The organism is Phocaeicola sp. RTP21198st1_B8_RTP21198_201120 (assembly GCF_040929485.1).
GTDB classification, from domain to species: Bacteria; Bacteroidota; Bacteroidia; order Bacteroidales; family Bacteroidaceae; genus Phocaeicola; species Phocaeicola dorei.
The window spans coordinates 18,191-38,047 of record NZ_JBCOCI010000009.1 but is presented as its reverse complement, the minus strand read 5'-3'; the positions used below and the strand labels follow the sequence as shown (position 1 = coordinate 38,047).

Below are 19,857 nucleotides of genomic sequence, written 5' to 3'. Positions count from 1 at the left end.
GGCTTTACTCTGCAATCCCTAACGCATGGCTGAAAACTCTTCTTGCCGGTGTTCTTCTTCTTCATACAGCCTCATGCGTTCTTGTAATGCTTCTTTTAAATTGTCGCTTTTTTTCAGTCCGAGTTTGGCACGTATGTTCGCTCGTTGGCTGGTTATGTTTCCGCTACTCCGATGTAATAATTCGCATATTTGGCTGACGGTCTTGTCTTGCAGTATTAAACGGCAGATGTTTAATTCGGACGGGGATAAATTGGGATATATTCTCCTGATTGTATCAAGTTTACTTTTTTCCTTTTTCTGGTATGCGGCAAGGGCTGTAAAAAGATTTTCTTTGGATTGTTCCCCTATTATGTTTAACAGGGAGCTTGTCTTTTCTTCCGGGTTATTCTCGCTTAACAACTCGGCGAACGCGAATAGTTCTTCCTTTTTCATTTGGAGACGTTTCAAAAGCATTTCCTCTTCCTCTTTTAGCAAGTTGCTACTTTTTAGCAAGCTGCTGATATTACTGTGTAAGGATCTTCCTAATAAGGGGATCATGGTGTATATGATGATGATCAAAGGCAGATAACTGTATAGGAACGGTTCGTCGGTGATAAGTGTGCAGATTGTATAGGAAGCTATGGTAAGGGAGGACAATAGGATGGAGATATTACTCATATAGGCACAGATGGAAAGCATGGTAAATAAGAGAGAGATAGTAATGTTACTCATTATCAATGCTCTTTGATAACTATATTCATATCCGCTACATATTGAGCAATAAATTATTTCGATAAAAATCTCGATATGTATGGCTATCAGTATAATGGAAAAGGTCGTGGTCAGATTTACTCTCTTTTTAAAATAAGCGAGAGTGCACATAATGATAAACAGGAATAATACGCTGTTAATATAATAAAACTGTTCATTGGGAAATGGAACTGAATATATGTATATGGGTGCGCATAAGACCAGCATGAGCAGGGATAGATGAAAGACTCGTTTTTGTTGATACGTTATTATCATTTCTCTTTCTTTTTTGTCGTAAGTTTGAGTTTTTATTGAACTTAGAAAAGAGGCGGCTTTTGTGCTGATTTTCATGTGTTTTATTGTTTTAAGTGTTATTAAGTATAATGTTTCCTGCAAAAATAACTGTTTTTTTTTTTTTTTTGTATGTTTAAGTACTTTTCTTTATGATGTTAAGTGTTTTTAATTGTTGTGTAAGCGTGATTGGCTGCTGTGGTAAGTGTTGTAGCTGTTGTGTGGTTGTCTTTTTAAGTATTTATAAGTTTAAAATACTTGTTTTTTGCTTTGGAGGTTGGTTTATAAGTGCATATCTTTAGCGGTTGAAATTCAGGGGGTGTAAAAGCCTGGGTTTGGATTGTCATATTAACAAATGATTAAATGACGAAAAGATGTTTTTTTTATATTAAATGTGTATTGTTCGTGCTCGTGTTGAGTATAAGCGGAGAAATATCCGCTCAGGAGAAGCGTGATTCGGTAAGGATCTATTTTCATCAAGGAAAGGTAAATATAGATACATGTTTACTTGACAATGGGAACGAGATGGAGCGGTTTGCTAAAATCTGTTCCGCATTGAACGACTCCGTCCGTCTTATCAGGAAAATTCAAATAATAGGAGGAGCTTCCCCGGAAGGAGGGGGGCTGTTGAATGGAAGGCTGTCTGAAAAACGAGCAGAGGTTTTGTGGCGGTATATATCACCTTATATAAAGATTCCGGTATTGGAGAAGGATTTTCATTTTTCGGGAAGCGACTGGAACGGACTTATAACGATGGTGAGAGCGGATGTGAATGTTCCGGAGAGGGAGGATGTCCTTCGTTTGTTGGAGAAGATCGTCCGTTTGGAAAACCAGGACAGCCCTTATTTGGGGGGAGAACTGAAAAGACTGAAAGGGGGGAGGCCATACTCATATTTGTATAAATTCCATTTTCCGAAACTTCGTTCGTCGATGGTGAAAATATGCTATGATAGTGATCCGATAAATCCCGTCAGAGATACGGTATATATACATACACGTGATACGTTGTGCATCCGTGATACCGTTACCGTCATAGCTCCGGTAAAGAAACGGCCGTTTTGCATGGCGGTGAAAACAAACTTGCTTTATGACGCTGTTTTGATACCTGACATCGGGGTTGAGTTCTGTTTGGGGAAGAACTGGTCTGTGGCCGGGAATTGGATGTATGCCTGGTGGAAAAGTGATCGGAAGCATAATTATTGGCGTATCTATGGGGGAGATGTGGAGTTGCGCCGCTGGTTCGGTCGGAGAGCGGTGGAAAAACCGTTTTCCGGGCATCATGTCGGATTGTACGGGCAGATCGTCACCTATGATTTCGAATTGGGTGGGAAAGGTTACTTGGGGGATAAATGGAGTTACGGGGGAGGCGTGGCTTACGGCTACTCGTTACCTGTGGGACATCGGTTCAATGTGGATTTCACGTTGGGAATCGGCTACCTTGGAGGATCGTACAAGGAGTACATCCCTTTGGACGGTCACTATGTATGGCAGACCACTAAAAACCGCCGCTGGTTCGGCCCGACCAAGGCGGGTATCTCTTTGGTGTGGTTGATCGGGCGGGGGAATTATAGCCGGAAGAAAGGAGGCAGGCAGTGATACGGATACGCTTTAGTCTGGTGTTCATATTTTTATGGATAGGACTGACGGCTTGTGAGCATAAGGATTTATGTTACGATCATCCGCACTTTGCCACGGTGCGGGTAATATTCGACTGGACCAAGATTTCCAATCATGACAAGCCTGAAGGCATGAGGGTCGTATTTTATCCGACCGACGATGAAAGCAACACGTGGATATTTGATTTCCCCGGAGGAGAGGATGGGGAAGTGGAGCTTCCCGAGAATGATTACCGGGTAATTTGCTTCAACTACGATACCGACGGGATGGTTTGGAAAGAAAACGGCAGTTACACGCTTTTTACTGCCGATACGCGTGATGTGCAGTCGCCGGATAACCGGACAATGGCTGTCACCCCACCTTGGCTGTGTGGCGACCATATAGACGAAGTTATCCTCAAGGACATTCCGGGAGGAAGCGCGGAGATAGTACGGCTGACTCCCGTAAACATGGTATGTCACTACACGTATGAGGTGAACGGTCTTCGGGGACTGGATAGGGTGGCGGATTTGCGGGCCGCTCTTTCCGGCATGTCCGGCTCGCTTAACATGTCCGCCGACAGTTTGCCCGCCGGTCTTTCGGAGAGCCTGCTCTTTGATGGAATGGTTTCACGGAATCAGATTATAGGCGGATTCTATACGTTTGGACATTCCGCACTTGAAGGAGAGCCCAATGTTTTCCGGTTGTATCTCAAGAACCGTTCAGGCAGCATGTCTGTATTGGAACAGGACGTGAGCGGCCAAGTGCATGATGTCCCGGTAGTGGGGCATGTCGGTGATGTGCATCTGGTGTTGAATTTTGATTATGAGGTTCCATCCGAGCCGGGAAGTGACGGTGCGGGATTTGATGTGGACGTTGATGATTGGGATGATGTGAATATGGATATAGTGTTGTAATATGAGTTTATTAATTATATGTATCAATTTGATTTATTTTTATTTATGAAAAAAAGTACAGTAATGCTTTGGGCAATCTTTGGAGCTCTACTCATGGGTTGCTCAGACGAGGAGATTGCGAATGTGGAAACCTCCTCACGGAATGCGATTGGTTTTAACGTGTTAAGTAATGCGGCGGAAACGAGGGCTACCCCTACTACCAACACCAACTTGAAGAACACCGATTTCGACGTGTTCGCTTTTACGGCGGATGGTACTGCCTTCATGGGAAAGGTAGACACGGATTTTGGACATGACGGAGTGAATATCGTGTACAATAATGGTAAGTGGGATTATAAAAATGCGAGCGACCTTCGTTATTGGCCTACCGAGGCTTTGGACTTTTACGCATTCAATCCCGGAACGGTTGATGAAGCCATGCAGTGGAGTTATATGTGGGAAGCCACCAAGGATACTCAAAAGATAACTTATTCCTGCTCCGATGAGTATGGATCTGGTATCAATGCTCATGAAAACTACGACGTGATGTATGCCATAGCCAAAGGCCAGACAAAAGACAAGAACAACGGAGTAGTGAAATTTAACTTCAAGCATATTCTGTCACAGGTCGTATTCAAAGCAAAGACCGAATACGATAACATGCAGGTGAATATAAAGGACATCAAGATTTTTAATGTAAAAATGGGCGGCGTCTACACATTGCCTGCGACAGCCGATGGAACGGGAAGTTGGGCTGTGGGTGATTGGCCTGAAAGCTCTACAGGAGGAGGTTTTATTACCGTAGTGCAAGGCAAATTCATCGAGGTCAATAGTAATACCACAGCTACCGATATTTCCGAAAAAACTCCTATGCTGAATATACCACAGAAGCTGACAGCATGGAAAGTTTCCGAAGAAGCCACCAATACCAAGATAAAAGCCGACGGTGCGCATCAATGTTACCTGTCGATCACCTGCAAAATCCAGCAGTCCGGAGGTTATCTGTTGGGTTCAGCAGATAGTTACGGAACAATTTATGTTCCGTTCGGAGATACATGGGTAGCGGGCAAGCGTCATATCTACACGTTGATTTTCGGTGGTGGTTATACTGATCAGGGAGAGGCTGTGTTGAATCCGATCCAGTTTGATGCAGAGACAACAGGCTGGGTTGATGCAAATAGCAACGTAAACGTTAAACCTTAAACAAAAAGTTTATCAATATCGTACCCGTTGGCAGGTTAAACATACGCAAGATTAATCCCGCCAACGGGTTCTTTATAGGGAATCGCATTTTCAATATACTTTTTGATGTGTAGGGGTGCTTTTTGCGTACCTTTTTCCTGGAGAATTTCTTTTGTGGAGTGTTTGCCCTGTATATTCCCGATACGCTGTTATAGCAGGGAACTGTTTTTATCCAAGTAGTCAGATATAGCCTCTTGCAATACCGATTTTAGCGAATCGCCTTTGCGGATCGCGATCAGCTTTAAGTTCTGGTGATAGGTTTCGTCCATGACAAAATTACAATGCACGGTTTTCGCTTTCTTCGGCTTTTGAGCCTCTTTTTGCCCGGCCGTGGATTGGATCAGGCTGTCTAATCCCCCGGTCAGCCCGGCCGACATACTGTTTTTTAAATCGTTCTTCTTTGCCATATGGTTACTTTATTTCTGTTAGCAGTTCGTTACATACCTTTTCGTAGTCCTCTGCCCCGGCAGATTTGGGGGCATAGTGAAAAATATCCTGCCCTTGTGTCGGGGCTTCGGCCAGCGTAATGGCGTTGCGTATATGGGTGCTGAACACTTTGCCCTGGAATGTTTCCTGTACCAGTTCCGAAACGCTCTTGTTCAGGTTCTTTCTTCCGTCGTACTGGGTTATCAGAACCCCGGCTATCGAAAGATCCGAGTTCAAACGTTGCTGCACCTTGTGGACGACCTGCATAAGTTTGGCCATTCCACGCATTGCCAGGAATTGAGCCTGAACCGGGATAATCAACCGATCCGAGGCCGTCAGTGCGTTAAGCGTGAGCAGCGACAGCGAGGGGGGACAGTCGATCAGGATATAATCGAATTTCTCCTTTTGGCCCTTGATAAGGTGGGCTAAGATAAGCTCCCGTCCGGCCTCGTTGATTAACTCCGTTTCAACGGCCGAGAGATCCAGGCAGGAGGGAACGACGCTAAGGCCGTCCTTATGCTCGTAGATCGGCAGGTCGTATTCGCCTTTCATCGCACCGTAGATCGTTTGGGGAAGCTCCGCAGAGAAGCCCAGCGATTCGGTCAGGTTGGCCTGCCCGTCAAGGTCGATCAAAAGAACCTTGTACCCTTTTTGACGTAACGCACCGCCCAGGTTGATCGTGGTTGTGGTCTTTCCTACTCCCCCCTTGTGATTCAATACGGAGATTACTTTTGCTTTGCTCATAAATTCAGTTTTTTAAATGGTTGTCATGTCCGCAACATATAGTCAAAATACTAATATACTAAAAGACTAAAAGTAGTATTTTCGTTTTTTGCGTGTTTTTTGTACCGATCGGGGAAGCGTACCGAAATAAATCCTGTTTCCGTCTTTCGGTACGTTTTGTTTCTGTACCGGAATTAATCAAAGATTAGAATAACCATAAATGTTTTTATACGTTAATCATACGTATGTATATATGTATATATTTGTTTTGAGTATCTTTGTGTGCTATGAATAAAAAATAAAAGACATGAGCACTTATTCGTATAAAAATCCGAAGTTTATAAATTCCCCTAAAGGGGTGGTTGAAGTTGTAGAAGTGATTTATGACGGCAAAGATGATCCGGCCTATTCACTGGCTATTATTAAATGGGAAAATACCTATAAATTAGGTATTCGTTGGAACATCGCTTATAGTGAATGGGACGATTACCGCAAACAGAACGGGCAAGATGAATGTATAGGTAATCCACAGTCGAGAGGTATTCCCACCTGGTTTGTTTTGCCCGATGATATGATGTTTAGTGAGAAGTTCAGCGGTGCGATGCAGAGGCTTGATGAATTAAGAAAAGGTAAATAAGTAATGGAACAGGGAGAAATCATATTATACCAGCCGGATGAAGCGGTCAGGTTGGAAGTGAGGCTGGAAGATGAAACCGTTTGGCTGACACAGGCGCAAATTGTGGATCTTTTTCAATCCAGCAAAGCAAATATAAGCGAGCATATAAAAAACATATATGATCAGAAAGAATTAGAGGAAAGTTCAACTGTTCGGGATTTCCGAACAGTTCGACAGGAAGGCAAACGGCAAGTGATGCGCAATCTGACTTATTACAATTTGGATGCGATCATATCCATTGGGTTTCGTGTCAATAGTAAAAGAGGTATTTTATTTAGGCAATGGGCGAATAAGGTTTTAAAGGACTATCTTTTAAAAGGGTATTCCATTAATAAACGTTTGTCAGAACTTGAAAGGACTGTCGCTCAACATACCGAGAAGATAGATTTTTTTGTGCGTACTGCCTTGCCCCCGGTCGAAGGCATTTTTTATAACGGCCAGATTTTCGATGCGTACAAGTTCGCTACCGATCTGGTAAAGTCGGCCAGGCGTTCGATCGTGCTTATCGACAACTATGTGGACGAAACGGTCTTGCTCATGTTGAGTAAACGCAGCGTCGGTGTCTCGGCCACCATTTACACCCAGCGTATCACGCAGCAACTCCAACTTGATCTTGACAGGCATAACAGCCAGTACCCACCTATCGACATCAGGACGTACCGGGACAGTCACGACCGTTTCCTGATCGTTGATGAAACGGACGTGTACCATATCGGAGCCTCGTTAAAGGATCTGGGGAAAAAGATGTTCGCTTTCTCAAAGCTGGATATTCCGGCGGCTGTGATTACTGACCTGTTATAATATCCTTTGTCTTATGAATGGGCTGTCGCAAAAGAAAAACCCGTTCTTGATGAACGGGTATATCCTTGACTTGGTTACGTGTTTTGATAACAGAGGCTTTACCAAGCATTACAATGCAAAGATAGTAATTATAGGTTAATTAGCGAATTTCTTTTTTGGATAGATCCGGAAATAATGCCTCCTTGAAAGAGGTGGATAAGGTGATTAAAACAATAGATAAGGAAGAACAAAAGCAAAAGGGATGAATGTGGTTATTTATTCACGTGTAAGCTCGCAGTCGGCCAGGCAATCGACCGAACGGCAGGTTGTCGATCTGGAGAGGTTCGCAGCCGGACGGGGGTACGAGGTGACGGCGGTCTTTGAGGAAAAGATAAGCGGACGAAAGGCCAATATCGAACGCCCGGTTTTAAGCCGTTGCCTGGAATACTGCACAGATCCGCAGAACCGGGTGGATATGTTGTTGCTGACCGAGATCTCACGCCTGGGGCGTTCAACCCTGGAGATCCTAAAGTCACTCGATACGCTGCACACGCATAAAATATGCGTGTATATTCAAAACCTGAACCTGGAAACGTTACGGCCGGACAAGACGGTAAACCCCTTGTCCTCTCTGATCACTACCCTGTTGGGGGAACTGGCCGCGATCGAACGCCAGGGGATCATCGACCGCCTTAATAGCGGACGGGAGTTGTACATCCAGAAAGGGGGCAGGCTGGGACGGAAGCCGGGAAGCCGGAAAACGGCCGAACAGAGGAAAGAGGAATACCGGGAGGCGATCGCCTTGTTAAAGAAAGGCTACTCGATCCGGAACGTGGCGAAGCTCACGGGAAAGGCCGTTTCGACGATACAACAAGTAAAAAAAGACTTCATTAGTAGCTGATTATCGGAACAAATATTGTATTTTTGCAACAAATACGAGTAAATGCACATAATTAAAAACGAGTATTTACACGTGTCTAAAAACGAGTATTTGCACGAAAATAATCAGAATCTAAATAAAAACGGTTATGGCAACAATGGCGGAGAAAATGGCGGCTTCACTGGAGGAATTAAGAAAGCTCCAGGAGAAAGACCGCTGTGTCGTCCTGCAAGGGACGGCCGAGATAGGGAGGACGCATTTAACCCGGCTGTTGGATAACGGCTGGTTGCAGGAAGCCTAATCCGAAGCCGTCTTTTGCGGCGGCATTTGAAAGACGTTCAAATGCACCGAATACTCGTTGTTGCTCATCTTCGGTCATGCCCGTACCGGTATCTTCAACGATAAGTTTCAGCAAACCGTTATCATAATCCGCTGCCAATGATACACTACCGTTATCCGTGAACTTGATGGCGTTTGACAACAAGTTGTTGCCGATTTGCAGGATACGTTCCTTGTCGGTCAAAACCACCGCATCGGTGTGGCTCTCCACTATCAAAGTCAGCCCCTTGTTCATGGCAATGGGCATGAACTCCGTTTCAAGAATATGCGTGATTGCGGAAATCCTGCAAGGGGAAAGGTTGGGTTGCTCCTTGCCGTTGTCCAGACGGAAGAAATCCAGCAGCGTGTTGAGCATCTCCCGCATACGCTCGGAAGATTGCCGGATATTATCCACATACATGGTGCTTTTATCCGCGCTACAACTTTTCTGCATCAGTCCGGCATAGCCTCATTTTGTCAATCGTATTTTTTCGTGGTAGAAGTAGTTTACGATGACAGGTTTGCCTTTTTCCGAGCGTCCGTATGGCAGATCGTTTATACGATACGGGAAGCCCTGCTCCTTGGCGTAATTTGAAATGTCCTGCTCCAATGCCTGCCAGTATTCAAGCCTTTTTTTATTGTAAATTTCCTCGTAAAGCGGTATGAGGTCAGGATACTTCTCACGGATATACGTCATTATCCCGCCTTTGAACTGCCCGCGTAAATTCAGGTTTTCAAGCCAGATTAAATCAGCATAATCTTTTACCTCCTCTATTATTGCCTTTACGTCTGTTATTCTGGGGAATATGGGCGAGACGAAGCATACGGTGCGGATACCTGCCTCGTATGTCTGACGCATCGCTTTCAGACGGCGTTCAATGCTTACGGCGTTGTCCATATCTGCGCAGAACTGCTCGTCGAGCGTATTGACAGACCATGACACAGTCACTTTGGGAAAACTCTTCAACAGGTCGAGATCGCGAAGGACAAGATCGGACTTTGTGCATATCATAATCTCGGCATCGCTTCCTCGCAGCTCTTCGAGCAGCCTTCGGGTACGGTGGAATTCTTCTTCATACGGATTGTAACCGTCCGTCACAGACCCTATTACAACACGTTCACCGTCGTATTTATGAGGATTCGTTATCGGCTTCCAGTTTTTTACATCTAAAAACGTACCCCACGGCTCGGTGTGCCCGGTGAACCGTTTCATGAACGATGCGTAGCAATACCTGCAGGCGTGGGGACACCCTACATAAGGGTTGACCGAATATCCTCCCACCGGCAGAGAGGATTTGGTCATTACACTCTTTACATCTATTTCCTTTATTGTATCCATATTCATTGTATTCGTCTGGTAAATTGTTCCGGCAATTCCTGAATCATTCTTTCGTCGCCCATAATCGGCAGCAAATCCTCTTTCATGAACACCGGTATGCCATGAGCCTTTGCCTGTTCTGCAATGCTAAGCACCCATTCGGGGCGCGAATATGACTTTCCTTTTCGGTTTCCGGTCTCTGTGCCTATGACAATCCAGTCAATTCCCTCGAAATCAATCTCGCCGATATCATCGAAGAGAGGTTCAAACGTGACATGGTAGTGTCGTGCTTTGATATTCTTTTTCAAATCATCAATCCTCCTTTTCTCGGAACTGCGCGTAACGGTCACGCCCATCCATACGTTCTCGTCGTCAGAGGAGAAACTGATTTTGTCAGGGCGCTTCGTCAGAAAGATATAGGCGTGCTGGGGATTGCTGCTGATCCGCTCGAAAATTTCTGCGTTCCATTCAGGCTTCCAATCGGAGAAATCGCTCATTCCTGTCATGAGCCACACATGAGGACGGGACGTATCGATGATGCGCAGTTTTCGTTCCATGTATTCAGGCACGGAAAAGTCGTCGGTAATGTGGAAACGGCGGCAGTTGTTACGGGCATAGCAGTAAGGGCATCCTATAGTGCACCCTACCACTATGTTCATGTTTTTTATCAGGGATTTAATGCAGACACTCATAACACAACTGTTTCTCCGTCCTCCGGGATAATCAGCCGGCTCATGTCGGCTTCGTGATGCGTTGCCTCATTGCGCAGAATTGCACGGGTGGTCTGGCAATGGTCGATGGCATCCATGTGTACGGCTATCAGCTTGATATGCGAAGGCAATTCGTCAAGTATCTGCATCACTTCGTTCTCGTCGGGGATGATAGGACCGTCCGTTTTGGAAAATTCGGGAAAGATTGCACCTCCGGAGTTTACCACGATATAGTCAGGATTGAACCGTTCCACGGTGTCTCGGATACATGCTTCCCATCGGCAGTCACCCATTATATAAACGGTCGGGAAGCCCTCGGCTTTTAGCACATAACCTGATACAGGTCCCATCATCTGCCCGATCTGCCCGAAACCATGATGTCCGGTCGTGCGGTAAATGGATATGCCGTCTATTGTTTTTATTTCTTCGATGGGTATCACATTTGTAAATCCGTCGTTTCTGATGGCGTCCGCGTCCTGGGGCTGAACGTAGAAAGGAATTTCTTTGGGCAAATGTGTGGGGACACTCGGCTCGTAATGGTCGATGTGATTGTGGGTCAGGAGCACCATGTCCACGCCTCCGATAATATCCTGAATAGGAATGGTGAGGTGTACCCTCGGTGTTTTATTCACACCGAGGGCCGATATCAAAGTGCCTTTGTCGGCTAAAACGGGGTCAATTAGCATGGTGTGTCCCGCATACCTGATTTTCAAGGTGGCATTGCGCACCAATTGTACTGTAGATGTCTTTTTCATGACTATATGTCTTGTTATTGATTACGGGTGCAAAGTTCGGAAGAATCCGGCGAAACATCTATGCCTGAAAAAACGGTAATTATGCCATTTTGATAAATGAAATTATTATCTTTGCAAAAACGACAAGGATATGGACGAGATAATCAACCCTGATCGACTGGTCAGCGTACCGTTCAACAAGACACGCTGCGGCGTGGATTTTTACATCAATACTGCCATAAACAAGGACATCGGACTTGTGCTGACAGAAAACAAGCGGTTTAAGACAGACTTCTTCAGCTTCTACTTTTTCCGTAAGGCAAACGGATATTTGCTACTGAACTTCCGCAAGATTGAACTGCGCGACGGCATGGTTCTCCTGCTTTCACCCCATCAGCAACAAGAGTGGCATGTAGATGAGACGGCGTTGGATTACACGTTCCTTATATTCCGCGAAGATTTCATGCGTACTTTTATCGCCGACAAGTTCTTCGTTTTTCGCCTTTTGTATTGTTACCAGACAGATACGCCGCCTTACATCAATGCCACACATGACGAAATGAAGGAATATATGCGGCTGCTCGGAAAGATTAAGTATGAGCTGATGAATCCAGTGTCCGATACGTACAATATCATTGTTTCCTTACTATATTATCTTTTGCTGATTATCAATCGTACATACGCTGCCGCCTATTGCTTGCCCGCTGAAATTGCTAAAAACAATTTCGCTTTTCGGTTCAAGGACTTGTTGGAACAGAATATCCGCACCCACCAGCGGGTGCAGGAATATGCAGACATGCTTCATGTCAGTCGCATCACACTCAATAACTCAGTAAAAGCCCAATTCGGAGTATCAGCTACCCATTTGATAAAACAACGTCTGCTTGAGGAACTGAAGAACGAATTGCTATTCTCCAACCGCACTGTCAGTGAAATGGCGGATGATTTCAATTTCTCTGATCCGAGCCATCTCATGCGCTTCTTCAAACAGCAAACAGGCAAAACATTTACTCAGTACATGACGGATTACAATAAAGGCATATACGAATAACTTCTTAATATAGTCGATAGCGGCTATCGAAATATGGTTGTTGATGTTCAGGCGTTTTTGTACTGCATGAACCATTTTACGATTTCTGGATCTTCGTGCGAGCCGAGTAAGAAAGGCTTGTCGGTATCCAGCGTCTTTATCCGTGCCATGTCGTCGGCCGACAGGGTGAAGTCTAATATGTCGAGATTCTGCTTCATGCGTTCCGGTTTCACAGACTTAGGAATAATTATGCACACTGATATTTATCGCGCCCGGACAGGTGTTCGGTGCGGAAGATGACGGCATGCAGTTCCAACCAGATGGCTACCTGCTTATGTTCCATCCCGACCTGCTGCGGAATACACCTCTCGGGCGGATAATGCGTGAATATTCGTTCTTTTCCTACGAGACAAACGAGGCATTGCACCTTAGTGTGGAAGAACGGCAAATCATCATGGATTGCTTCCACAAGATTCAATATGAATTGAACCATCCGATACACCGTCACAGCAAGAACCTCATCACAGACAGCATCAAGACGTTCCTTGATTACTGCACACGTTTCTATGACCGTCAGTTCATCACACGCGACAACCAAAACCGAGACATCCTCGCAAGATTTGAGCGGTTGCTTGACGAATACTTCCATGATGGGGCTGCTAAACGGATAGGCTTGCCCACTGTACAGTATTGTGCAGACAAGCTCTGCCTCTCGCCCAACTATTTCAGTGATTTATTGAAAAAAGAAACAGGTTCAACCGCCCTGCATTTCATTCATGACAAGTCTATTGAAATAGCCAAGACGGAACTTGCATCTACAGACGACACCGTTAATGAAATCGCCTATAATCTCGGTTTTCAGTACCCGCAACATTTTACCCGACTGTTCAAGAAAGAGGTAGGTTACACTCCGAATGAATATAGAGCGCAAGTGTCGTGAGAATTGGATTAGTACAGAATATTAGAACCCAACACCTCTCTTGCGCTTAACTTTCTTCCTTCTGCGAAGTATATCCACCATTTCCTGATTGGCTTCCGCATCAGCAGTGTTATAAGATGAGCCACTGCTTTTTAGCAATCCCCAAGAGCCGTTGAACAACTCGCTTTGTGCCGTGCCGGACGGTGCGCTTGGTGTAGCCGTTTCATATATTCCGGCTGTTATTCCCATACGTTCCCTGCATCTGTTGTGCTGCAAAGCCGCGTCAATCTTGGAATAACTGAAACGCCTGTCCACTTTGGAGCCGTTGAAATGGTAGCCATTCATGGAGAATACAACACCCTGCACCTCGCTGGTCTGCCCCTTATGCTTGAAATGTACTTCCACTCCCTGCCGTTTCAGGTTGGCGATAAGCACGTTCCAGTTGCCGCATCTGCCGACTTCCATTTTGATGATGTCGTAAAGCGCATATTTCGTCCTGTCTGGCTCTTTCAGGCGGTTGCGTTTGACATTGTCCTTTCCGCCAGCCATATGCAAGCCGTATTTCAAGGTCAATTCCTTGCAGATGCGGGTACTGCGCAGACGCTCGTGCCTGTCCGATATGGTATTGCCGTTGTTGTCTATGCGGTTGAAAGCAATATGCACGTGCGGATGCTCCTTGTCGAAATGCTGGGCGATGAAGAACTGCGTATTCTTGATTCCCATCCGTTCCATATATTCAAGCGCGATGCCTGCCATGATACGGTTCGTCAGCCGTAACTCATCCTCTTTGGAAAAACTCAACGCGATATGTCCGACAGGTTTTGTCACCTTATCGTTCATCCGTGACTGGGCATTGAAACTCATGGCGATAGTTTCCAGATTTTCCATAAACAAGCCTTCGCTTGCTACTATCTGCGTATCCTTCTTCTTGTCGATGATGTAATCCACCGCACCCTTGAAGTCGCTTCCTTTTACGATTTTCGCCATCATATCCCTATCTTGGTTATAAGTTCATGAATCCTTGCCACTGCCACCTTGCAGTCCCACCGTTCATCGTGGAAGCCTCCGGCGTTTGCCTTACGCGCAAGCTGGTTGAGATTGTTAGCCATGCCGCAGAGTTGGCGGATGTATCCGGCATGTTCCTCCGACAGCCGTTCTTTCACATGACCGTTACGGAAACATTCCCTCATGTACTCGCTTGGTGATACGCCCGCCTCATGCGATCGTGTCAGCAGGCGGAAGTAGTCGGCTGCCGTCATTTTCACTGCGATACGGTATTTCAGTTTCTCGGTTGCTGTTAATTCTTTGTATTTTCTTACCTGCCTCAAATCCGCAACTAAGCCCTTCAACGTCCTTCTTGCGTGTACACGTCCTCTCATTACTGAATTATCAGATAAATTGAGGCAGAAACACCCACTTCTGCCTACAACATCCCCTTACCCCACAATGCGACTTGAGACAATACGCAGTATCATACCCATAAGTTGTAGGCATTATCCAAAATCAGTCTGGAAAACATCTGCGTAAGCATTATTACAGGTATAGATGTTCAGCACATACCGCCTTGATGTCCTGATCCACTTGGCTGGTACAGAGATAAACCTGAAGACAAACGCTTTTATGCGACTTGTTGCATTGAGCCCGAACTTCTTTACGTCAAGTCTTTGAATAATGGCCTTGTAAAAGTTACGGATAAGTGCTGTAAGAAGAAGGAACACTGTGTTCTCTGCCATGAAGGATTTGGGCAATCTGTCCCACCCGAAACCATTGTTCATATCATCGAAGATACGTTCCTTTCCTCCACGAAGGTTATAGAACTCGACAATTTCTCTTACGGAAGAATCATAGTCGTTAGTCAGGATACAACGGTATGTGTATTCTCCTTCCCAAAAATCCTGCACACCATCCATCCGTTTCTGTCTTTGAATCACAAGTCGATATGCCTTACCTTTCCACTTCTCAACAAGGATAGAGTTCAATTCAAACTCAATGCCATTGATTTCCTCAGTTTTCCAGCCTTTGAGAGCAAAGGTGTCATTGTAGATCGAACTGCAGCGGTTAGCACGGATATAGAAGGACTTGCAGTGTTTTTCTATTTCCTCCACGATTTCCTCGGAACATGATCCACAATCAGCTCTGAAGCGATTGATAGTGAGCCCATTCTGTTCAAATCTCGCAAAGAACCTCTTCAGCGTGTCCTTCTGATGAAAACGAAGGTTTTCGTTAAGCCAGATGAGCAGAGCTAAGTTTACTTAAGCTCTGCCATGGCGAGAAAACGTGCCATGAAATGGAACTTTTGTGTTACCATCGCTATTCTCAATGCCAACAATCAAGTCACCAATAACCGCCACGCCAGGGCGATAACCAGAGAACTTCTTGTATGTAGGCTTTGCATCATACTTCTCACCCTCTTTCAGTTGGTCAGATGCAAACATACAATTGAGCAGTAAAGTATTGAGAGTGTCAGCCGTGTTGAAATCGTAGTTCTTACCCGTATCTGATGTGTATGAGATGTTTTCTTGCGTCAGTTCCTTTATCGCTCTGAGGATAGTATCAGAACTACAAGTATGAAGTGTCGGATGAAGCGAGAGATGGTTCATCAAATGAGTAGTGACATCCTCAATACATGAGCCACCACAGAAGTAGATACTCATGAGAGAACGGATGATTTCGCTGTACTGATAACCTAACGATCTACACCTTAGACCGAGGGTTGAGTCGATTACAGATGACAATGTGGAGTCAAATTGCTCATCAGGTAGGGCGGAAGGATTTCGAGGAATTTGGACGACGCATAGGGTTGGGCAATAAATTGATAAAGCGTGAGCTTGATGAGTTTGTCAAAGAGAAACCATTGGTGCAAGTATTGATAGACCGTTCCTTTTTATCGGAAGAACTGAAAAAGTAATATAGGATGTCTATGGGGTACAGGTGTAAGATGCTTTCTTTCTGATGAAGGGCGGATAAAGCATTCTTCAGGAAAGTACTTCTCCTTTTCCCATACCGGTCATACCGTTAAAACTGATTGATAATTATGACGCGTATGTTGGCCGGTATGCCTATCTTTGTGGCAATGAAAACAGAGAAAGGATTGATTTTGTAAGTATTATCATGGCAAAAGAACTGATTCGTGTCCCTAGGGTGCTTGGGGAAAGCTATAATTCCGTGCTGATTGAACGGTTGTATGAGGCAGGTGGAAATGTCATGCTCGATCTGATCATATACCTGGGCAGCTATCACCTCAAAGACTTGTTCGGGACTTCCTGGTTCTCCGTAGAAGACTTCTGCCGTAAGATGGGGTATGACCGTACCAACTTGCAGCGCAAGCTGGATAGCCGGCAGCTCGCGGCCATGTTCGGAAAGAATATGCAGCCGGAATATGTATGTACCGACACGGCAGGACAGAGAATCAGCCATCCTATCGAGACGGTTTTTGAGGCGGCTCTCTATAAACTGGGATTGGAGAACCTCTGCTATCCGACCATTGGCGAGGATGGCCGTACATCCTATAATTTCGTGCAGATCTTGAAACGTTTCGACATAATGACCGATTTCAAGACGAAGAAGTCAACGAAAAGGCTGTACTCGGCAGTGGTAAGCCCGGAGATAAAGAATTTCATGTTCTCGCTCTATAACCTCTTGGAACTTCAGGATTACCGTAGCCTGCCCAGCCGTTACCGCTATTTCTATCTGGAACTTTCCAAGATGGTTTACCTGATCAAGTATAAGACCACCAAGAATGAGGCTCCTTTTTATGTGCTGACAGTCGATCAGCTGGCTAAAAAGCTCGGCATAGAGATTGCCGAACCCAAAGACCGGAAAAAGAAGGTCGCCTCGATACTGAAAAAGATGAATACTTACCTGAAATATACCAATTTCAATTTCTCTTTTGTGAAAGGCGATCATGAGAGATGGGCATATACCGTGTTGTTCTCGTTTCCTAGGCATACGCTGCACTATTTTGATGAAGGACAATATGCTGTCGTGGTGAAGAAATTCTATAAGAACCTGCTTGGGCTGTATGTCGAGATTGCCTACCCGGACACGGATATGGCTGTCAGGAGGAAGAAGATCAAAGAGGTGGAGGAAGATGCCGGACTGTATAAAGAGTTCCTTTTATGGGCAAACTCCCCGGAAAGCGTAGAAAAGAAGAAACAGATATATATCAGTGATTTCGTGGCTGTATTCGGCAGGTTTCCGGAAGGATGGGCACAGGAAGAGTTGGAGAGTGCCAATGGAACGGAAGTTGCTCCTGCTCCTGAAGAGTTCATATCTCCGGAGACGGACGGGGCGGTGAACATGGACGATCCAGCTGTGTAGAACCGTCCACGTTTCACGGTTTTTTATAGAATTAGTTGTGTAGAAGTGTCCCTATTGGGGTGATTAGATGTGTGGAGTCATCCGCTTTGCCTGTTTTAGTTGTGTAGAAGTGTCCCGTTTGTTGCTTCTAGTTGTGTAGAACCGTCCACTCCTTTTGCTTTAGTTGTGTAAAAGCGTCCGGTTTCACTTGTCAGCTGTGTAAAACCGTCCACCCGTTAATGAAGGGAATAGGTAATCCCTGTTTTTTTTATATGTCGGTATATCAGTGAAATAAAAGAGAGAAATTTTTAAATAAAAGGTATCGGCTGTGTAAAACCATCCACCAAAATACATAATAAAGACCTAAACTCCTAACCCCTTTAAATATCCCCAAAGCGATAACATAGAAATGACTGGGAAAATAAATTTTCCCTTCACATGCCCTATACGTACTTTCGGAAAAAGATTTTTCGGAAGTATGTGTTGATTTTCACGCTTTTTTATATGATTGGAAGGCGGTTCTGTTCATCTTCTGTATCCGAATTAGTTTTTCAGGGCGTTCCCTTCTGACCGGGCTATTCGTTGCAAGTCCTCGTTACCCTCCAGGCTTTTCCCTGCTATCCCTAACGCTCTACGCTCCGGCTATGCCGGAAGAGAGGTATGATGATTTTTTCCTGAACTGATAGGAACATTGCGAAGGTAGGCGTGGCCGGAACGCCCGATATTGAAAAGCCAAATCTCCATCCTCCCATTCCGGGAGGTAGTATTTACCAGTTCAATCCCGTTCTGATCCGTCTTTCCCGCTTTCTCTTCAATGCACTGTTCCCAATCAGTTGAGGAAAAATTTATGGTTGGGGCGACAAGCGATGTTTGCGAGTATTAATCTTTTAATTTTTGGCAGTATGAAAACGAAGAGAACCGTATTTGAAGTGAATGACGTTTATCGGGTGATGGAAAACAGCGAGTTGATTTATACCTTGACGAACAGTGAGAAACTGAAACGTGAAGAATATAAGTATGAACAGATGGAAATAGAAGGGTTGTGCTTGTCTGATGTACTGGAAACACTAACACCCAGCCGTAAAAAAGTCGCTTATGCGGCGATTGAGCTATATAAACGGCTGAAAGAAGGGCAAGTTGAAGGTCCTGCGCTTTTATCCAGCAATAATGTTTATAAAATGATGCATCCTGTTTTGTGCGATATAGCTACTGAAGAGATGTGGGTGCTGTTGCTGAACAGTTCGTCCAAACTCATCCGTAAAGTCCGTATCTCATGCGGCGGGATAAATACCGCCCCTGTGGATATACGGGTTATCATGAAGCAGGCATTGTATTATAACGCCGTATCTTTTATCATGGTACATAACCACCCATCAGGAGCACGCAAGCCCAGCAGTGCGGATGACCGCTTGACGGAAGCAGTTAAAAAAGCCGCTGAAACATTAGACATCCGTTTGGTTGACCATGTGATTGTGGCAGGCAATAACTATTATAGCTATGCGGACGAGGGAAGATTGCAAAATAGGTAAGGTGGACGGGAGAAATCCCGTCTGCCCGGGATTTCGGCTTCGGGGTTCTTTTTTGGCAGTCACCCCAAAAAAGAACCAAAAAAATGCTTCCCGGACTATCGGATGCGACATCGTAAAATACGCAAAGACGTGGCTTTTCAGAATAAATACATATCTTCGCGCCAAAGGTGATCGGAATGAATGTATTTTCTACTTTTGATACAGGCGTTATGGTGGCTCTCTTACTGGGCATTGAGTTTCTTAGAAGTGATATCCGAACGATTCTCTATTGTAAAAGGAATGATCCCAGGATTCTTAAGAGTTGCTTATATACGCTGCTTATATTATTGACCAGCCTTTATTCTATTGTGGCCGGAGCCATGCTTCATCCGGAACCCGTACCTGTTTATGAGTTGATACCCGGTTTTCAATATGGGGTTTATGGCTTTTCTTTTTCGTTTATATTGCTCGCTGTTGCATGTCTTTATCGTAAAACATTACCTTTTGTCCTTTTGGGCTACGCTATGATATATGTGATCGGTGTATTGATACCACTACTTAGGTATGTAGTGTCTATGATGGATTATTTCACTCGCACAAGGGTATAGCAGGTTAATTTCTTGATTGTATCGGATTGCCCTTTCTGTGGGCTGCCTCCCCCGGCTTCTTTCCTCCGATCCGAGTCCGGCTTTTTGCTCGGCAAAGGTTTCGGGATTCCGCAAATGGCAAGTTACGGCCATGCGCCTTTACTGTATGGAAAATAACGATGAAGAAGTGTCTTC

At 45.0% G+C, this 19,857-nt stretch carries 21 protein-coding genes and 2 pseudogenes; 12 read left to right on the top strand and 11 right to left on the bottom strand.

From position 1 onward, the window contains the following. Positions 1 to 18 precede the first annotated feature (18 nt). Positions 19 to 1,080, bottom strand: a complete 1,062-nt coding sequence (locus tag AB5935_RS06540; protein ID WP_005868810.1) for a LuxR C-terminal-related transcriptional regulator — start codon at positions 1,078 to 1,080, stop codon at positions 19 to 21. Positions 1,081 to 1,383: 303 nt separating this feature from the next. Between AB5935_RS06540 and AB5935_RS06535 the strand changes: the two genes are divergently transcribed. The 3 genes from AB5935_RS06535 to AB5935_RS06525 are packed head-to-tail and all read left to right on the top strand — an operon-like array spanning position 1,384 to position 4,715. Continuing rightward, entirely contained in the window at positions 1,384 to 2,616 is a 1,233-nt protein-coding gene (locus AB5935_RS06535; protein ID WP_005868809.1) for a DUF3575 domain-containing protein, read from the top strand. Then, positions 2,613 to 3,533, top strand: coding sequence for a DUF5119 domain-containing protein (locus AB5935_RS06530; RefSeq protein WP_005868808.1), 921 nt, complete (start codon positions 2,613 to 2,615; stop codon positions 3,531 to 3,533). The genes AB5935_RS06535 and AB5935_RS06530 overlap by 4 nt, the downstream gene beginning before the upstream one ends. 45 nt (positions 3,534 to 3,578) lie before the next feature. Beyond that, on the top strand, positions 3,579 to 4,715 hold the full coding sequence (locus AB5935_RS06525) for a fimbrillin family protein (protein ID WP_171030154.1): 1,137 nt from the start codon (positions 3,579 to 3,581) through the stop codon (positions 4,713 to 4,715). A 188-nt stretch (positions 4,716 to 4,903) separates the two neighbouring features. Here AB5935_RS06525 and AB5935_RS06520 read toward each other — a convergent pair whose 3' ends face one another. Together AB5935_RS06520 and AB5935_RS06515 are read right to left on the bottom strand one after the other, a co-directional pair. Beyond that, positions 4,904 to 5,161, bottom strand: a complete 258-nt coding sequence (locus AB5935_RS06520; protein WP_005648607.1) for a hypothetical protein — start codon at positions 5,159 to 5,161, stop codon at positions 4,904 to 4,906. Positions 5,162 to 5,165: 4 nt separating this feature from the next. Next, positions 5,166 to 5,924: a ParA family protein gene (locus AB5935_RS06515; RefSeq protein WP_005868802.1), complete on the bottom strand. Its 759-nt coding sequence runs from the start codon at positions 5,922 to 5,924 to the stop codon at positions 5,166 to 5,168. 286 nt (positions 5,925 to 6,210) lie between these two features. Here AB5935_RS06515 and AB5935_RS06510 point away from each other — a divergent pair, with 286 nt between their 5' ends. The 3 genes from AB5935_RS06510 (at position 6,211) to AB5935_RS06500 (ending at position 8,260) form a co-directional block, all read left to right on the top strand. Further along, positions 6,211 to 6,540 carry a hypothetical protein gene (locus tag AB5935_RS06510; RefSeq protein ID WP_005868799.1) on the top strand — a complete coding sequence of 110 codons (330 nt, stop codon included), beginning with the start codon at positions 6,211 to 6,213 and terminating at the stop codon, positions 6,538 to 6,540. A 3-nt stretch (positions 6,541 to 6,543) separates the two neighbouring features. Beyond that, on the top strand, positions 6,544 to 7,380 hold the full coding sequence (locus AB5935_RS06505) for a virulence RhuM family protein (protein WP_005868798.1): 837 nt from the start codon (positions 6,544 to 6,546) through the stop codon (positions 7,378 to 7,380). 241 nt (positions 7,381 to 7,621) lie between these two features. After that, the gene (locus AB5935_RS06500; RefSeq protein ID WP_007564634.1) at positions 7,622 to 8,260 is read left to right on the top strand and encodes a recombinase family protein; all 639 of its coding nucleotides are present in this window, start codon (positions 7,622 to 7,624) and stop codon (positions 8,258 to 8,260) included. A gap of 274 nt (positions 8,261 to 8,534) precedes the next feature. On the opposite strand, the pseudogene AB5935_RS06495 reads toward AB5935_RS06500, so the two are convergent. The 4 genes and pseudogenes from AB5935_RS06495 to AB5935_RS06480 all read right to left on the bottom strand — a co-directional run. Beyond that, positions 8,535 to 9,026: pseudogene (locus tag AB5935_RS06495) on the bottom strand (sensor histidine kinase); the annotation flags it as partial. After that, positions 9,027 to 9,902, bottom strand: a complete 876-nt coding sequence (locus AB5935_RS06490; protein WP_004329298.1) for a radical SAM mobile pair protein B — start codon at positions 9,900 to 9,902, stop codon at positions 9,027 to 9,029. Continuing rightward, positions 9,899 to 10,567, bottom strand: a complete 669-nt coding sequence (locus AB5935_RS06485) for a radical SAM mobile pair protein A (protein ID WP_004329299.1) — start codon at positions 10,565 to 10,567, stop codon at positions 9,899 to 9,901. The genes AB5935_RS06490 and AB5935_RS06485 overlap by 4 nt, the downstream gene beginning before the upstream one ends. Further along, complete coding sequence (locus AB5935_RS06480; protein ID WP_004329300.1) at positions 10,564 to 11,340, bottom strand: MBL fold metallo-hydrolase; 777 nt, start codon at positions 11,338 to 11,340, stop codon at positions 10,564 to 10,566. The genes AB5935_RS06485 and AB5935_RS06480 overlap by 4 nt, the downstream gene beginning before the upstream one ends. A gap of 130 nt (positions 11,341 to 11,470) precedes the next feature. Between AB5935_RS06480 and AB5935_RS06475 the strand changes: the two genes are divergently transcribed. Further along, on the top strand, positions 11,471 to 12,370 hold the full coding sequence (locus AB5935_RS06475; RefSeq protein ID WP_004329302.1) for a helix-turn-helix domain-containing protein: 900 nt from the start codon (positions 11,471 to 11,473) through the stop codon (positions 12,368 to 12,370). Positions 12,371 to 12,417: 47 nt separating this feature from the next. Here the strand turns inward: AB5935_RS06475 and AB5935_RS06470 are convergent, their stop codons facing one another. After that, positions 12,418 to 12,606 carry a hypothetical protein gene (locus AB5935_RS06470; protein ID WP_005775886.1) on the bottom strand — a complete coding sequence of 63 codons (189 nt, stop codon included), beginning with the start codon at positions 12,604 to 12,606 and terminating at the stop codon, positions 12,418 to 12,420. 23 nt (positions 12,607 to 12,629) lie between these two features. On the opposite strand from AB5935_RS06470, the gene AB5935_RS06465 reads away from it, so the two are divergent. Further along, positions 12,630 to 13,289: a helix-turn-helix domain-containing protein gene (locus AB5935_RS06465; protein ID WP_004329304.1), complete on the top strand. Its 660-nt coding sequence runs from the start codon at positions 12,630 to 12,632 to the stop codon at positions 13,287 to 13,289. A 21-nt stretch (positions 13,290 to 13,310) separates the two neighbouring features. Here the strand turns inward: AB5935_RS06465 and AB5935_RS06460 are convergent, their stop codons facing one another. The 3 genes and pseudogenes from AB5935_RS06460 to AB5935_RS06450 all read right to left on the bottom strand — a co-directional run. Beyond that, entirely contained in the window at positions 13,311 to 14,258 is a 948-nt protein-coding gene (locus AB5935_RS06460; RefSeq protein ID WP_005868790.1) for a relaxase/mobilization nuclease domain-containing protein, read from the bottom strand. Continuing rightward, positions 14,255 to 14,647, bottom strand: coding sequence for a MobC family plasmid mobilization relaxosome protein (locus AB5935_RS06455; RefSeq protein WP_005868789.1), 393 nt, complete (start codon positions 14,645 to 14,647; stop codon positions 14,255 to 14,257). The genes AB5935_RS06460 and AB5935_RS06455 overlap by 4 nt, the downstream gene beginning before the upstream one ends. Before the next feature lie 114 nt (positions 14,648 to 14,761). Next, positions 14,762 to 16,021: pseudogene (locus AB5935_RS06450) on the bottom strand (IS1380 family transposase); the annotation flags it as partial. On the opposite strand from AB5935_RS06450, the gene AB5935_RS06445 reads away from it, so the two are divergent. The 4 genes from AB5935_RS06445 (at position 16,003) to AB5935_RS06430 (ending at position 19,683) form a co-directional block, all read left to right on the top strand. Next, positions 16,003 to 16,176 (top strand): hypothetical protein, encoded by a 174-nt coding sequence (locus AB5935_RS06445; RefSeq protein WP_224201638.1) that lies wholly within the window; start codon positions 16,003 to 16,005, stop codon positions 16,174 to 16,176. The pseudogene AB5935_RS06450 and the gene AB5935_RS06445 sit on opposite strands and share 19 nt — an antisense overlap. Before the next feature lie 203 nt (positions 16,177 to 16,379). Next, the gene (locus AB5935_RS06440) at positions 16,380 to 17,588 is read left to right on the top strand and encodes a hypothetical protein (protein WP_005868786.1); all 1,209 of its coding nucleotides are present in this window, start codon (positions 16,380 to 16,382) and stop codon (positions 17,586 to 17,588) included. A gap of 881 nt (positions 17,589 to 18,469) precedes the next feature. Continuing rightward, positions 18,470 to 19,096 (top strand): RadC family protein, encoded by a 627-nt coding sequence (locus AB5935_RS06435; RefSeq protein WP_368119382.1) that lies wholly within the window; start codon positions 18,470 to 18,472, stop codon positions 19,094 to 19,096. A gap of 176 nt (positions 19,097 to 19,272) precedes the next feature. Next, positions 19,273 to 19,683 carry a hypothetical protein gene (locus tag AB5935_RS06430; RefSeq protein ID WP_005868783.1) on the top strand — a complete coding sequence of 137 codons (411 nt, stop codon included), beginning with the start codon at positions 19,273 to 19,275 and terminating at the stop codon, positions 19,681 to 19,683. The last annotated feature ends 174 nt before the right edge of the window (positions 19,684 to 19,857 follow it).

Coding starts and splice junctions, on each gene's coding strand:
- AB5935_RS06540 (WP_005868810.1), bottom strand. CDS start 1,080: ATGAAAATCAGCACAAAAGCCGCCTCTTTTCTAAGTTCAATAAAAACT.
- AB5935_RS06535 (WP_005868809.1), top strand. CDS start 1,384: ATGACGAAAAGATGTTTTTTTTATATTAAATGTGTATTGTTCGTGCTC.
- AB5935_RS06525 (WP_171030154.1), top strand. CDS start 3,579: ATGAAAAAAAGTACAGTAATGCTTTGGGCAATCTTTGGAGCTCTACTC.
- AB5935_RS06520 (WP_005648607.1), bottom strand. CDS start 5,161: ATGGCAAAGAAGAACGATTTAAAAAACAGTATGTCGGCCGGGCTGACC.
- AB5935_RS06515 (WP_005868802.1), bottom strand. CDS start 5,924: ATGAGCAAAGCAAAAGTAATCTCCGTATTGAATCACAAGGGGGGAGTA.
- AB5935_RS06510 (WP_005868799.1), top strand. CDS start 6,211: ATGAGCACTTATTCGTATAAAAATCCGAAGTTTATAAATTCCCCTAAA.
- AB5935_RS06505 (WP_005868798.1), top strand. CDS start 6,544: ATGGAACAGGGAGAAATCATATTATACCAGCCGGATGAAGCGGTCAGG.
- AB5935_RS06500 (WP_007564634.1), top strand. CDS start 7,622: ATGAATGTGGTTATTTATTCACGTGTAAGCTCGCAGTCGGCCAGGCAA.
- AB5935_RS06490 (WP_004329298.1), bottom strand. CDS start 9,902: ATGAATATGGATACAATAAAGGAAATAGATGTAAAGAGTGTAATGACC.
- AB5935_RS06485 (WP_004329299.1), bottom strand. CDS start 10,567: ATGAGTGTCTGCATTAAATCCCTGATAAAAAACATGAACATAGTGGTA.
- AB5935_RS06480 (WP_004329300.1), bottom strand. CDS start 11,340: ATGAAAAAGACATCTACAGTACAATTGGTGCGCAATGCCACCTTGAAA.
- AB5935_RS06475 (WP_004329302.1), top strand. CDS start 11,471: ATGGACGAGATAATCAACCCTGATCGACTGGTCAGCGTACCGTTCAAC.
- AB5935_RS06460 (WP_005868790.1), bottom strand. CDS start 14,258: ATGATGGCGAAAATCGTAAAAGGAAGCGACTTCAAGGGTGCGGTGGAT.
- AB5935_RS06455 (WP_005868789.1), bottom strand. CDS start 14,647: ATGAGAGGACGTGTACACGCAAGAAGGACGTTGAAGGGCTTAGTTGCG.
- AB5935_RS06445 (WP_224201638.1), top strand. CDS start 16,003: ATGTGGAGTCAAATTGCTCATCAGGTAGGGCGGAAGGATTTCGAGGAA.
- AB5935_RS06440 (WP_005868786.1), top strand. CDS start 16,380: ATGGCAAAAGAACTGATTCGTGTCCCTAGGGTGCTTGGGGAAAGCTAT.
- AB5935_RS06435 (WP_368119382.1), top strand. CDS start 18,470: ATGAAAACGAAGAGAACCGTATTTGAAGTGAATGACGTTTATCGGGTG.
- AB5935_RS06430 (WP_005868783.1), top strand. CDS start 19,273: ATGAATGTATTTTCTACTTTTGATACAGGCGTTATGGTGGCTCTCTTA.